The sequence below is a fragment of the Chelatococcus sp. GCM10030263 genome, from assembly GCF_042666455.1.
In the GTDB taxonomy this organism is placed as follows: domain Bacteria; phylum Pseudomonadota; class Alphaproteobacteria; order Rhizobiales; family Beijerinckiaceae; genus Chelatococcus.
In genome coordinates this window covers 94,944-108,612 of the sequence record NZ_JBHTDB010000016.1, presented here as the reverse complement: position 1 = coordinate 108,612, position 13,669 = coordinate 94,944, and the positions used below count along the sequence as shown (strand labels likewise).

At 64.7% G+C, this 13,669-nt stretch carries 10 protein-coding genes and 1 tRNA gene; 4 read left to right on the top strand and 7 right to left on the bottom strand.

Annotation, left to right across the window (positions count from 1 at the left end):
* Positions 1-563: 563 nt before the first annotated feature.
* The 6 genes from ACFQU1_RS22890 to ACFQU1_RS22865 all read right to left on the bottom strand — a co-directional run bounded on the left by ACFQU1_RS22890 (position 564) and on the right by ACFQU1_RS22865 (position 9,846).
* Positions 564-1,100: a cold-shock protein gene (locus ACFQU1_RS22890; protein ID WP_378137110.1), complete on the bottom strand. Its 537-nt coding sequence runs from the start codon at positions 1,098-1,100 to the stop codon at positions 564-566.
* A gap of 492 nt (positions 1,101-1,592) precedes the next feature.
* Positions 1,593-5,138, bottom strand: coding sequence for a pyruvate carboxylase (pyc, locus tag ACFQU1_RS22885; RefSeq protein ID WP_378137107.1), 3,546 nt, complete (start codon positions 5,136-5,138; stop codon positions 1,593-1,595).
* A 146-nt stretch (positions 5,139-5,284) separates the two neighbouring features.
* Positions 5,285-6,337, bottom strand: coding sequence for a dihydroorotase (gene pyrC, locus ACFQU1_RS22880; RefSeq protein WP_378137105.1), 1,053 nt, complete (start codon positions 6,335-6,337; stop codon positions 5,285-5,287).
* A gap of 100 nt (positions 6,338-6,437) precedes the next feature.
* The gene (locus tag ACFQU1_RS22875) at positions 6,438-8,861 is read right to left on the bottom strand and encodes a membrane-bound PQQ-dependent dehydrogenase, glucose/quinate/shikimate family (RefSeq protein WP_378137103.1); all 2,424 of its coding nucleotides are present in this window, start codon (positions 8,859-8,861) and stop codon (positions 6,438-6,440) included.
* A gap of 90 nt (positions 8,862-8,951) precedes the next feature.
* Positions 8,952-9,329: a VOC family protein gene (locus ACFQU1_RS22870; protein ID WP_378138327.1), complete on the bottom strand. Its 378-nt coding sequence runs from the start codon at positions 9,327-9,329 to the stop codon at positions 8,952-8,954.
* Positions 9,330-9,420: 91 nt separating this feature from the next.
* Positions 9,421-9,846 (bottom strand): DUF6496 domain-containing protein, encoded by a 426-nt coding sequence (locus ACFQU1_RS22865; RefSeq protein WP_378137101.1) that lies wholly within the window; start codon positions 9,844-9,846, stop codon positions 9,421-9,423.
* Between the two features lie 338 nt (positions 9,847-10,184).
* On the opposite strand from ACFQU1_RS22865, the gene ACFQU1_RS22860 reads away from it, so the two are divergent.
* The 4 genes from ACFQU1_RS22860 to ACFQU1_RS22845 all read left to right on the top strand — a co-directional run bounded on the left by ACFQU1_RS22860 (position 10,185) and on the right by ACFQU1_RS22845 (position 12,224).
* On the top strand, positions 10,185-10,997 hold the full coding sequence (locus tag ACFQU1_RS22860; protein WP_378137099.1) for a nucleotidyltransferase family protein: 813 nt from the start codon (positions 10,185-10,187) through the stop codon (positions 10,995-10,997).
* Between the two features lie 19 nt (positions 10,998-11,016).
* A complete protein-coding gene (locus ACFQU1_RS22855; protein ID WP_378137097.1) occupies positions 11,017-11,736 on the top strand; it encodes a metallophosphoesterase in 720 nt (239 codons plus the stop codon).
* 64 nt (positions 11,737-11,800) lie between these two features.
* Positions 11,801-11,894, top strand: a tRNA-Ser gene (locus ACFQU1_RS22850).
* 93 nt (positions 11,895-11,987) lie between these two features.
* On the top strand, positions 11,988-12,224 hold the full coding sequence (locus ACFQU1_RS22845; protein WP_378137095.1) for a sulfurtransferase TusA family protein: 237 nt from the start codon (positions 11,988-11,990) through the stop codon (positions 12,222-12,224).
* Here the strand turns inward: ACFQU1_RS22845 and mobA are convergent.
* Complete coding sequence (gene mobA, locus ACFQU1_RS22840) at positions 12,221-12,853, bottom strand: molybdenum cofactor guanylyltransferase MobA (RefSeq protein ID WP_378137093.1); 633 nt, start codon at positions 12,851-12,853, stop codon at positions 12,221-12,223. The two genes, ACFQU1_RS22845 and mobA, sit on opposite strands and share 4 nt — an antisense overlap.
* Positions 12,854-13,669: the final 816 nt, after the last annotated feature.

The following is a 13,669-nucleotide window of genomic DNA, read 5'->3' as shown; positions in this document are numbered from 1 at the left end:
TTCACCTTAGCTTTGAATCGGGCCGATCCAAAGTCGCGAACATGGGCATCGGCTGGTCATCCAGGCGCCACAGAGGCGCTCGACAGTGCACCGCTCCGCCCCATCCGCTTCGCCCCGCCTCCTCCGAGCTTACTCTTGGCGATTTAGCCCGCAGTTTTATGACAGGTCTGGCCACTGCCCCCACCGGATGACCGTCACGAGCCTTGGCGCCAACTCCGTGCTTAGCGCCAAATCCTGCGCATGGGGCGGGACAAACACGTTGAGCGGGACGAAACAGTCTCGGGAGATAGCCGACGGGCTCAACGCGGCGCGCGCATGCGGTCGCTTGTCATCGGATCCAAATCCTGCTGGACCTAAGCGCTGCGGCTGGGCTCAAGTGCTGCGGCGCGGCTCCACTTCCGTCACCGTGGTGCGAATGAGTGGTGCGGGCAAAAAGAAAGGTGAAACGACCGTTTCACCTTTCAAGACTTCACAGAGGATCACAGCCGTGCGGCTGGCCTGCCTAGTCGCCATTACTGCAAACCGGCGCCGGCTCAGCCGGACCGGATCGCATCGGCTAGGCTTCAGTAGCTCGCCGAGATATTCGATGCCTCGCGGCCCTTCGCCCCGGCAACAACGCTCATCTGCACGCGCTGGCCCTCGGCGAGATCGCTGAGGCCGGCCCGTTGCAAGGTCGAAGCATGGACGAAGACGTCGCGGCCGCCATCGTCAGGTTGAACGAAGCCAAAGCCCTTGTCGCGGTTGTACCACTTCACGGTACCCTGGAGTTCCTCGGCCGGACCTTCCGCGCGGGGCGGATATCCGCCACCACCGCCGCCGGCGCCGAAACGGCCACCCGCCGCACGTGGCGCGCGCTGCTGCGGCGGCAGATCCTCGAGCTCCACGACCTCGGCCACCTGGGGGCCCTTGGGTCCGTCGCGCAAGCGCACGATGGCCCGTGCGCCCGCTTCCGCGCCGGCATGGCCGGCTGCTTCAAGCGTTCTGAGCGACAGGAACGCATCTCCCGAGCCATCCGAGCAAGCGACGAAGCCGAAGCCCTTGCTTGGATTGAACCACTTTACCGTCGCTTCGATGGCCGGACCTGCCGGAGGGGCGAACATGGCCTCTCTCGGATCGCTGCCTCTTGGATCGCCGCCTCTCGGATCACCACCTCTTGGATCACCGCCGGAGCGGGAATTCCCAAAGCCGCTATCGCGCGCCTCAAAACCGTCTCTACGGGCGCCCCGCCGGCGCGCGTCACGGGAATCGTCATATCGGTTCATACAGGAAGATCCAACTGAAGAGAGTAGCTCATATCCGAACAAGGTTTCGGCGCACCACACATTTACGCTGGTGAATTCTATTCAACCCGCGTGCTCGTGGCGAGTGAAATCATAACTCCGAATTGGCCGCCGCGCGAGAACCCAGATATGGCAAAATGCGCGGTTTTTGGCTCTTTTTGATAAGCCCTCGCCTCTCACCGCATCCCGCGGCCGTGGCGATCCCGGGCACGAAGCCCCGAGCGCCGGTGAAAATCCGGTTACTTTGCCGGTTTCAGGCCACACCCAGGACGCAGCTACACGCATTTTTGTATGTCGTGAAGCAAAAACAACTCAGGCAATGGTCATTAACAGGTCCTTGGCATCGATCTGGCTGCCCGGATGAACCAGGATTTCCGAGACGGTGCCGTCGCGAGGGGCATGCAGCGCCGTTTCCATTTTCATCGCCTCGATGCTCAAGAGCACGTCGCCCGCGCTCACCGTCTGCCCGACCGCGACCGCAATGGTCGAAACCGACCCCGGCATCGGCGCAGCCACATGCCCCTCATTGGCCTCATCCGCCTTGCGCCGGGCCTGACCTGTTGCCGCGGCAGACCGGTTCGGCACCTTGGCAATGCGCGGCTGGCCGTTGAGCTCGAAGAAGACGCGGACCTGCCCCTCCTCGTCCGTCTCGCCGATTGCTTGCAAGCGGACGACCAGCGCTTTTCCCTTCTCGATCTCCACCGAGATTTCGTCGCCGACCGCCATCCCATAGAAGAAGACGAGTGTCGGCAGCATCGAGACCGGCCCGTATTTACGTTGCGCAGCTGCGAATTCGGCGAAGACTTTCGGATACATGAGATGGGAAGCGAGTTCCGTATCGGCCGCCTCCCCCTCCAAGACCTTTGCCGCTTCGGCGCGTGCCACCTCGAGATCCGCGTCGGCGAGAAGCGAGCCCGGCCGCACCGTCGCGGGCGTCTCACCCTTCAGCGCCTTTCGCGTCAGAGCCTCCGGCCAGCCGCCAGGCGGCTGGCCGAGATCGCCGCGCAACATCTCGATGACGGAGCCCGGAAAGGCGATCTCCTTGGCCGGATCGAGCACGTCTTCGGGCGTCAGACCCTGGGCCACCATCATCAGGGCCATGTCGCCGACGACCTTGGACGATGGCGTCACCTTGACGATGTCGCCGAAAAGATCGTTGGCGGCGCGATAAGCCTTCGCGACCTCGTGCCAGCGGCTGTCGAGCCCGAGCGAACGCGCCTGTTCCTTGAGATTGGTGAACTGACCGCCGGGCATCTCGTGCAGATAGACTTCCGAGGCGCCAGCTTTCAGATCGCTCTCGAAACCCGCATATTGCTGCCGTACCGCCTCCCAGTAGAAGCTGATCTGGCGGATCGCCTCCGGATCGAGCCCCGTCTCGCGCTCGCCGTGTCGGAGCGCCTCCACCAGCGAGCCGAGGCAGGGCTGCGAGGTCAGCCCCGACATGGAATCCATGGCGGCGTCAATCGCATCGACGCCCGCGTCGACCGCCGCCAGCAGGCTCGCCGCCGCGATGCCGGAGGTGTCGTGGGTGTGGAGGTGGATCGGCAGCCCGACCTCCTCCTTGAGCGCCTTGACGAGCACGCGCGCCGCCGCCGGCTTGAGCAGCCCGCCCATGTCTTTCAGACCGAGCACATGGCAGCCGGCCGCCTCGAGTTCTTTGGCGAGGGATACGTAATAGTTGAGCGAATACTTCGCACGATTGGGATCGAGAATGTCGCCGGTGTAGCAGATCGCCCCCTCGGCGATCTTGCCGGCCTCCCCGACGGCATCGATCGCTACCCGCATATTCTCGACCCAGTTGAGGCAGTCGAAGATGCGGAAGAGATCGATGCCGGCCTTCGCCGCCTCGTTCACGAAGAACCGCACGACATTGTCGGGATAATTGGTGTAGCCGACGCCATTGGCACCGCGCAGCAGCATCTGCAGGAGAACGTTCGGCACCCGCTCGCGCAAGAGGGCCAGCCGCTCCCAGGGATCTTCGTTGAGGAAGCGCATGGCGACATCGAAAGTCGCCCCGCCCCAGCATTCGAGGGAAAGGAGCTCGGGCAGGCCGCGCGCATAGGCCTCCGCAACGGCGACGATGTCATGGGTGCGCATGCGCGTGGCGAGCAGCGACTGATGGGCGTCGCGCATCGTCGTGTCGGTCACGAGCACCTGCGTCTGAGTGCGCATCCAGTCGGCGAAACCCTTTGGCCCGAGCCGGTCGAGCAGTTGGCGGGTGCCGTCTACACCTCTCCCCGTTTGCGGGGAGAGGTCGGACCGTAGGTCCGGGTGAGGGGCAAGTCTTGACGCAGGTGCGTCCACCTCCCCCTTTAGAGGAGAGGGAGAAAAAACCGGCGCCACCGGCCGGCGGGCCTCGGCCGGCGGGCGCGCGCGGTTCTTCACCTCCGGATGGCCGTTGACGGTGACGTCGGCGATATAGGTGAGGAGCTTGGTCGCCCGGTCGCGCCGTCGGTCGAGCTGAAAGAGCGCGGGCGTCTCGTCGATGAAACGCGTGGTGTAAGCGGCGGACACGAAGCTCGGGTGTTCGAGCAGCGCCTCCAGGAAGGCCAGGTTCGTGGCCACGCCGCGGATGCGATATTCCCGCAGCGCACGGACCATGCGGTGCGTCGCCTCCTCCGGGGTCGGTGCCCAGGCGGTGACCTTCTCCAGCATCGGATCATAAAAGCGGGTGACCACCGCGCCGGAATAAGCGGTGCCGCCGTCAACCCGGATGCCGAAGCCGAAGGCACCGCGATACGCGGAAATCCGCCCATAGTCCGGGATGAAATTGTTGTCCGGATTCTCGGTGGTGATGCGGCATTGCAGGGCATGGCCGTTGAGGCGGATCGCGGCCTGCTCGGGGATGCCGGTCTCCTCCACGTTGCCAATATGGCCACCCTCGGCGATCCGGATCTGCGCCTTGACGATGTCGAGCCCGGTGACGACCTCGGTCACCGTATGCTCCACCTGGATGCGCGGATTGACCTCGATGAAATAGAATTGGCCGGTGTCGGCATCCATGAGGAATTCGACCGTGCCGGCCCCGACATAGCCGGTGGCGCGGCCGATCTCGAGCGCTGCCGCGGCGAGCGCCGCCCGTCCCGCCTCGTCCAGGAACGGCGCCGGCGCACGCTCCACCACCTTCTGATGCCGGCGCTGGATCGAGCAGTCGCGCTCGAAGAGATGGACGAGATTGCCGTGGCTGTCGCCGAGGAGCTGCACCTCCACATGGCGCGCGCGGGTGACCAGCTTTTCGAGATAGACCTCGTCCTTGCCGAAGGCGGACTTGGCCTCGCGCCGCGCGGTCGTGACGGCATCGATCAGCTTGTCCTCGCCGTCGATGGGGCGCATGCCGCGCCCGCCGCCGCCCCACGAGGCCTTCAGCATGACGGGATAGCCGACCTCGGCCGCGAGGCGCTTCACCGCGGCCGGATCGTCCGGCAGCGGGTCCGTCGCCGGCATCACCGGCACGCCGACGGAAATGGCGAGATTGCGCGCCGCCACCTTGTTGCCGAGCGTGCGCATGGTCTGCGGCCGTGGGCCGATGAAGACGACGCCGGCGGCGGCGCAGGCCTCGGCGAATTCCGGGCTTTCCGACAGAAAGCCGTAGCCCGGATGAATCGCGTCGACTTTGGCGGCCTTGGCGACGCGGATCACCTCCTCGATAGAGAGATAGGCCTCCAAGGGACCGAGCGTCTTCTCGCCCTGGGCGCCGCGGCCCACCAGATAAGCCTCGTCGGCCTTGAAGCGATGGAGCGAAAGCTTGTCTTCCTCGGCATAGATCGCGACCGTGCGGATGCCGAGCTCTGTTGCGGCGCGAAAGACGCGGATGGCGATCTCGGACCGGTTGGCCACGAGCAACTTGTTGATCTTCATTGCTTTCGCTCCCCTCAAAGCGGAAGTGCCGCCGCCTCGATATGCTGCAACGCAATATCAGATCAACTCAAGCGCAAATTCAAGCGGGGATATATCGGCCCGCCTCCACAAGCCGCGACAGCCCGGTTCGGAATCCAGAACGACGGTCAGGGTTCGATGGTCCAGCCCACCTCTTCACCGCCCCGGTAGACGTGGACGGCCTCGCCACCAACGACCGCGACATCCTCGGCCACGAAGCGAGGCTGCTTCACGAGCGTGACAGTGCCCGCATTGGGCGCGAGCCCATAATGGCGTGCGCCGTTGAGGCTGGCGAAGGCTTCAAACCTGTCGAGCGCCCCCTCCTCCTCGAAAACCTGGGCATAGGTCGGCAGCGCCACCGGCGCGACGAAGAGCCCTGCGCAGCCGCAGGCGGCCTCCTTGGCACTGCGGGTATGCGGGGCCGTATCCGTGCCGAGGAAGAAGCGCGGATTGCCCGAGGTCGCCGCTCGCCGCAGCGCCTGCCGGTGATGCTCGCGCTTGGCGATGGGCAGGCAGTAGTAATGCGGACGGATGCCACCTTGGAAAATGGCGTTGCGGTTGAACATCAGGTGATGCGGCGTGATGGTTGCGCCGATCCCCGCCCGCGCGCTCTCCACATAGCCGACGCCTTCGGCGCTCGTCACATGTTCCAGGGTGATCTTGAGGCCCGGGAAGCGCTTGGCGAGTGGGTCGAGCACGCCCTCGACGAACACCGCCTCGCGGTCGAAGATATCGACGGCGGGATCGGTGACTTCACCGTGCATGAGGAGCGGGACGCCCGCGCGCTCCATGGCGGCGAGCACGGGATGGATCGTCTCCATCTGCGAGACGCCAAAATTCGAATTGGTGGTGGCATGCTGCGGATAGAGCTTCACACCCGCAATGATGCCCTCCTCAAACCCGCGCACCACATCATCGGCATTCGTGCCGTTGGTCATGTAGAGGGTCATAAGCGGCGTGAAATCGCTGCCCGCCGGCAAGGCCTCCTGAATGCGGGCGCGGTAGGCGAGCGCATCGGCGGTAGTCACGACCGGCGGCACGAGATTCGGCATGATGATGGCGCGCCCGAACTGCGCGGCGGTGTGGCCGATCACGGCGCTCAACATGGCGCCGTCGCGCAGATGCACATGCCAGTCGTCTGGGCGGCGGATAGTGATGCGGTTGGTCATGCGATCGGTCATGGCGAGGCTCCTTGGCTGCCTCATAGACCACCGCCCGCCCACGGGGAATAGGCCAGATGGCGGACCTGTCCCCTCTCCTATCTGCAGGGACGGGGAAACGTCACTGCGGCAGCGCATAGGCGACAACTGCGTCGCCGATCGGCGTCTCCATGAAATGGTGGCCGCCGGCCATGACGACCACATATTGCCGGCTGTTCGCCTCATAGGTCATCGGCGTCGCCTGGCCACCGGCCGGCAGCGCATCCTGCCAGACGGTCTCGCCCGTCTCGATATCGATGGCGCGGATCAGGTTGTCGGTCGCCGCCGCGATGAAGATGAGCCCGCCTGCAGTCACCACCGGGCCGCCGTTGTTCGGCGTGCCGATAGTGATCGGCAGCCCGGAGGGAATGCCGAAGGGCCCATTGGCGCGGGCCGTGCCGAAGGGCCTGTCCCACAGCGTCTTGCCGGTCTTGAGGTCGATGGCGCGGATGCCGCCGTAGGGCGGCTCCTTGCACAGGAGCTTGGTGACCGGCAGGCGCCAGCCCGCATTGACGTTGATCGCGTAGGGCGCCCCGATCTGCGGATCGCCGGCGCCTTCCGCCCCGCCCATCTCGCCGCGTTCTTGGCCGCGTGGCGCCCAACCGAGCCGCTCCGCCTCCCCGCGGGGCACGAATTCGTTATAGTTCGGCATGTCGTTGTAGTTGGCGATGATGATGCCGCGGGTCGGATCGACGGCGACGCTGCCCCAGTCCGAGCCGCCGTTGTAGCCAGGATATTCGATCCAGTGACGATCGGCCGTCGGTGGCGTGAAGTAGCCCTGGTAGGACGCGGTGCGGAACTGGATGCGGCAGATCATCTGGTCGATCGGTGACATGCCCCACATCATCGCCTCGGTGAGTTCAGGTTTGCGCAGGGTGTGGTAGAGCGAGAACGGCTGGGTCTTCGCTCGCTGCTCGGGCTCGACACCGCCCTGCGGCACCGGGCGTTCCTCCATGCCGACGAGCGCCTGACCGGTCCGCCGGTCGAGGATGAAGATGTCGCCCTGCTTACTCGGCACCACAAGCGCCGGCACGGGGCCGTTCTGCGTCGGAAAATCGACCAGCGTCGCCTGCGAGCCGAAATCATAGTCCCAGACGTCGTTGTGCACGGCCTGGAAATGCCAGGCGGGCTTACCCGTCTCGACATTGAGGGCAACGATCGAGGTGGCGAATTCCTTCTCCAGCGAGGTGCGGGCCGAACTCCAGTAATCAACGGCCGAATTGCCCATGGGCAGATAGACGAGCCCGAGCGCCTCGTCGCCGGAGGCGATCGTCCACATGTTAGGCGTGCCGCGCGTATAGGTCTGCTCTTCCGGCGGCAGGCCGGTGATATCGGGGCGCGTCATGTCCCAGGCCCAGCGCAGCGCGCCGGTGACGGCGTCGAAACCCTTGATGACGCCGGATGGCGCATCGCGCTTTTGACCGTCCAGCACCTGGTGGCCAGTGACGATGACGCCGCGCACGATCGTCGGCGGCGAGGTGATCGACACCATTCCCGGCACGACTTCGCCCATGCCGACCTTGATATCGACCACGCCGCTCTGCCCGAAGTCGGGACATGGCGTGCCGTTGCCGGCGTCGACGGCGATGAGCCGCCCGTCGAGCGTGCCCTCGATGATGCGCCGGGCGCAAACCGTTGCGGGATCCGCGTTCGGCACCTCGTAATAGGTCACGCCACGGCAGGCCGCCGTATAGGGGATCCACTCATCCGGCACCTTGGGATCGTAGCGCCAGCGCTCGCGCCCCGTCGCGGGATCGAGGGCGATCATGATGTTCTTGGCGGAGCAAAGGAAGAGCGTGTCGCCTACCTTGAGCGGGGTCGTCTCCGCCCCGTACTTGCCCTCGGCGAACTCGCTCGACGGGAGGTCGCCGGTATGCGCCACCCAGACCCGTTGCAGCCGGCTGACGTTCTCCCGATTGATCTGGTTCAAGGGCGAATAGCGGCGCGCGCTGTCACTGCCGCCATAGGCGGGCCAGTCCGGCCCGGCCGCAAGCCGCACCGGATCGGACATGGCGATGGAGCTGGGCGCCGGCAGCGGCTCCTGCCCCACGGGCGCGTTGCGGTCGGCGATCACCACTCCGCCTCCGACGAGGACAACCAGCAGTACGGCCATGGCGGCGAGAATGCCCGGCCAGCGGTAGCCCGTAAGACGCGGCAGCGCCGCGAGGACGAGAAAGAGCAGCACCGCCGGCCCGACAACGCGCGGCAAGAGCGCCCAGCCGTTGAGCCCGACCTCCCAATAGGCCCATAGCAAGGTGGCGATGAAGACGAGGATATAGAGCCAAGCGCCGACCGCCCGGCCGCTGATCATGAGAGCGCCGGAGACCAAGAGGCCGATACCGGCCACCAGGTAGTAGGCCGAACCGCCGACCGCGACGAGCCAGGCGCCGCCGGCAATGAGCACGATGCCAATGAGCGCGAGCAACGCGCCGAGCAGAATGATCGGCCAGAGCCTGCGGCGACGTCCGGGATGGGAAGCTCGCGAAACACGCGTTGCGTCCGACATGGCATCCTCCGTCGCTGGTCACCTCACCGCATAAGCGGGGCAGCGACGGGCTGGTTCCAGGAGAAGGCGGAGGAAAAGTTGCTGTTTCCGTTACTTCGCAGCGAAGGTCACCGTTTCGACCTTGTTGCCGTCTGGGTCGCGCAAAAAAGCCGCGTAGTAATTATCGTCATATTCCGGCCGGACACCCGGCTCGCCGTCGCTGGTGCCGCCATGTGCAAGCCCCGTGTCATGAAAGGCCTGGACCATCGCACGGTCTCTCGCGAGGAAGGCGACATGCACGCCGTTGCCCGGCGAGGCCGGCCGGCCATCGACCGGCGTCTCCAGGCTGAACAGCACATCCCCTGTCCCGTAATCGGCCGATTTCTCGTCCGCCTTGATCAGTCTGAGCCCGAGCAGGCTCAGGAGGGGATCGTAGAAGGCGCGAGCGCGCGCGACGTCATTGGTGCCGAGGGAGACGTGATGAATCATGGTCTTCACCTCATAGATCGCTGGCAACGGGGAACTTCACTGCCGAAGATCGTCGGCGGTGGTCACAGCAGACGCTAAGGGCGCGGAGCCTTCAGTGATGCAGCGCTCGTTCGAGCTCGGCCTTCGACATCTTCGACCGGCCTGGAATATTGCGGCGCTTGGCCTCGGCGTAGAGATCGTCCCGGCTCTTGCCGTCGCCTTGTCCGTCACTCGCCTTCTTCGCGCTCCGGCGGGCCGTCGCCTCTTTCATGGTGCGGTTCTGCGCCGCCTTGCCCTCGGTGCGCGCCTCGGCGGTCTCGCCATGGCGCTCCTTCTGCTTCGTTCGGTGCAGGTTGTCCTTGTTCTTGCGCGGGCTCTCCTGGTTCGTGGCCCCCGCCTCGTGCAGGGCAATCGCGATCGCCTGCTTGGGGTTCTTGACCTTGGGGCCTTTCCCGCGGATGCGAAGTTCGCCGTGCTTATACTCGTGCATGACGCGCGAGACGGTCTCCTTCTGCTCCCCGGATTGATGCCGTGCCATGGTCGCGCCTCCGTCTTGTCTCGTCAAATGCATCCGCCGGGCAACCCTCGCCGCAAGGCTGCGCAGTCCCGCAGCCGCGGCGCGTGCACTCCGGCCCAGAGACCGGAACCTGCCGGTCCGCCCTTTCCGTTCTAGATCGTTGCTCAAGGGATTACCCATTCAGCATCGCTTGTTTTCTGGAGAATGCAGGTCTTCTGGAAAATGCAGGTCGCGGCCTGGTGTTCCCGCGCCGGCTCATTGCACCATCCGGGCGTGAGCGTGACCGGGCGGCGGAACCTCGCTGGGCATCGTTCGTTACAGCTAAGCGGTCTTGGCGCGCCTTTTAGAGGCCCTGGTTCATGATTCACGAAGCCGTAGCCGATGAGCCGAACGCCGCGCCCGTCCTTTCCTTCGGGGCGAAGGCCGAACCGACCCTCAAGGACCCGCAGGCGGAGGCCTTCTATACGGAAGCCGTGCGCGAGCTCATCGCCTCGGGCCTTCCCTTCCTCCTCGCCGGCACCTATGCGCTCAGCGCCTATACGGGGATTTCACGCGAGACCAAGGACCTCGACATCTTCTGCAAGGCCGGGGACTACCAGCGCATCCTCGCTCATTTCAGCGCGCTCGGCTATGTCGTTGAAATCGAGGACGACCGCTGGCTCGGCAAGGTCTACAAGGGCACCTGCTGTTTCGACGTGATCTTCGCCTCCTCCAACGGCACCATGCCGGTTGGCGATGTCTGGTTCGACCACGCCCGTCAAAGCGAGGTTTTCGGCATCCCCGTGCGCATCGTCGCCCCGACCGAACTCGTCTGGTCGAAATGCTTCATCCAGTTGCGCCATCGCTACGACGGTGCAGACGTCGCGCATATTATTCTCAAGGCGCACGACCAGATCGATTGGCACCGGCTGCTCGGCTATATGGAAGTGCACTGGGAGGTGCTGCTCATGCATCTCCTCAATTTCCGCTGGATCTACCCGACCGAACGCGACAACGTCCCGGCTTGGCTGCTCGACGAGCTTTTGGAGCGCCTCGCCCGCCAGCGCGAACTGCCGCCGCCCCGCATGAAAGTCTGCCGCGGCCGGATGTTCTCCCGCATCGATTACGAGATCGACGTCAAGGAATGGGGCTTCGCCGATGTCGGCGGCGAAGGCGAGTGGCGCAATAGCTGAACGGGAGACCGCGTCCGGCATGGCTGAGAACGGCACGCTCAAGGTCGCGGCGATCGGCGACCTCCACATGAAAGACGACGGCACGGTCTCCTACAAGGATCTCTTCGGCGATATCTCGCGAGCTGCCGACGTGCTCGTCATCACGGGAGACCTCACGGACCTCGGCAAGCCGCGGGAGGCGGAGCTTCTGGCAGAAGACCTGCGCGCCTGCTCGATCCCGGTGGTCGCGGTCCTCGGCAACCACGACTATGAATGCGATGCCGTGAACGAGATCACCGGCATCCTGCGGCAGGCCGGTGTGCGCCTGCTCGACGGCCAGGCGACCGAGATCGAGGGCGTCGGCTTCGTCGGCGTCAAGGGTTTCGCCGGCGGATTCGGCAAGGCGATGCTGGGATCTTTCGGTGAGCCGGCGATCAAGGCCATGGTGGCGGAAAGCATCAGCGAAGCCATGCGGCTCGAAAATGCGATGCGGCAGGTTCGCGCCGGGCGCGCGCTCGTGGTCCTGCACTACGCGCCGATCCCGGATACGCTGGCGGGCGAACCGCGCGAAATTTTTCCATTCCTCGGCTCTTCCCGCCTTGCCGAGACGATCGACCGCTTCGCCGTCAGCGCCGTCGTGCATGGTCATGCCCATCGTGGAGCCTATGAAGGCCGCACGCCCGGCGGGGCGCCGGTCTACAATGTGGCACGGCAGATCGAAAAGCCCACCGGCCAGCCCTATGCCTTGCTGGAGCTGTGAGACCTGGGACGCGCCGTGAAGCGCATTGACCTCGCCTCCTGAATCTGCAAGGAAACAAGCCGCCGGAGACGTGGCCGAGAGGCTGAAGGCGGCGGTTTGCTAAACCGTTATAGGGTTGTAAAGCCCTATCGAGGGTTCGAATCCCTCCGTCTCCGCCACCGCCGAATCTTTGAAGCCGGAAGAGGTTAGCGTCCCGAGCTCCAGCTTTGCTTGAGGGTCGCCGGTTCCGGGTCGCGATCGCCACCGAACACATGACATCCCGCCTCGACCTTCGCGGCCTCAAGTGTCCGCTCCCCGTCCTGCACACCCGCAAGGCTTTGCGGGGCCTCGCGCCCGGCGCGGTGCTCGTGGTCACCTGCACCGACCCCATGACGGCGATCGACATTCCCCATCTCTTGCACGAGAGCGGTGATGCCTTGGAGGCCGAGGAACGACAGGGTGACCTCCTCGTCTTCACCATCCGGCGCGGCGCCTCGGGCTCTCCTTAAGGCGTCGTGATGCCGATCGAAGCTGCGAGATCGTCAGCCATCGCCTGGTCGAGCGGTGTATTGACATTGAAAAAGGGATCGAAGGGCTCCGTCGGCCATTCCGCGACGGCGACGGCATAGCGGTCCGTGAAAGCGGCAACGGCACGCAAGCCATCGGCCGTCAGAGCCCTCTGGAGGCTGTCGGCGAGCCCGACAGGCCACAGCGCCGCGACATGATGACGGCGACCGCCTGACGCCGCGACGGCAAGATCGGCGCCGGCTCGCGCTCGCGCCTCGTGGAGCCTCCCGACGAAATCGGGCGGAAGGAAAGGCATGTCGACGGCCGCGCTCACCATCCAGGCGGCGTCGGGACGGGCGTGCCTGGTCCAGTTGAGCCCGGCAAGCAGGCCCGCAAGCGGTCCGAGGAAGCCCGGCAGGTCGTCAGCAACGACAGGCAAGCCGAAGGCCGCAAGGCGCGCGGGATCGCCATTGGCATTGATGACAAGGCCGGGCGATTGCTGCGACAGCCTCTCGACGACATGGGCTAACATCGGCCGACCGGCGACCTCGACCAGCGCCTTGTCTGTGCCGCCGAGCCGATGGGCACGGCCTCCGGCGAGAATGACCGCGGTCGTCGCCGGCACTGTCATGATGCTGCGGCGGTCTGGGGGAGGCAGGATGTTCTACGACAGCTGTGCATGTTACCTCCTGCCTCGGCCTGATCGTTGGCCGTGCAGCCCGCCGGCGTCCTCCAAGGCATTATTCATGATACCACCTGGACGCCGTCGAGGGACTTATAAATTTCATGTAACCGGTGCGATCTGGACTGCCTCACCTCCCCCCAGCGCATAGTTACCACTTAATACGTAGAAGCGACAAATATTCAAACCCGGATACTTGAGGCGCAGCGGTCCGGGCGGCTCCTGTGACCTTGTACTGCCAAGCTCTGGTCGGCGTATCCGATCTCAAACAAATGAAGGCCAATCGAACAGCCAGGTCATGCCGGCAACGAGATTGGATCCTTCGGCGGCAAATCAAGAGGATCACCCCATTACCCCAACCGCGCCTGCACGGGGCAATGATCAGACAATTAGCCGGCTGGAATTTCAGCAGAAATTGGCCAGCGATGCAGGAGATCCAGCCGCCCGGTAGCGTTTAGGACAAGCGCGCCGGCTGAACCGTCCTCGAGCCGGTCGGCGGATTTTGTCTGGATAGTCGATCGGGCATTTTTCCGCCATACCACCTCTCTTCAGGTACCACGGACACCGCCGCAGCCGGCGACGTATAAGACCGGTCCTTGCGAACTCGTCGTTCATCTGAGTGACGATTGTACACTATCGTTGTGGAAAATGTATACAATCAAGTTCTTCACAAGGTAATGGCGTTCCAGGATAATTTTTTCCGCGCAGGCTTCGAAAAAGCTGGTATTCGCCAAGAGGTACCGCGACGACGATCTCTGTCGCACG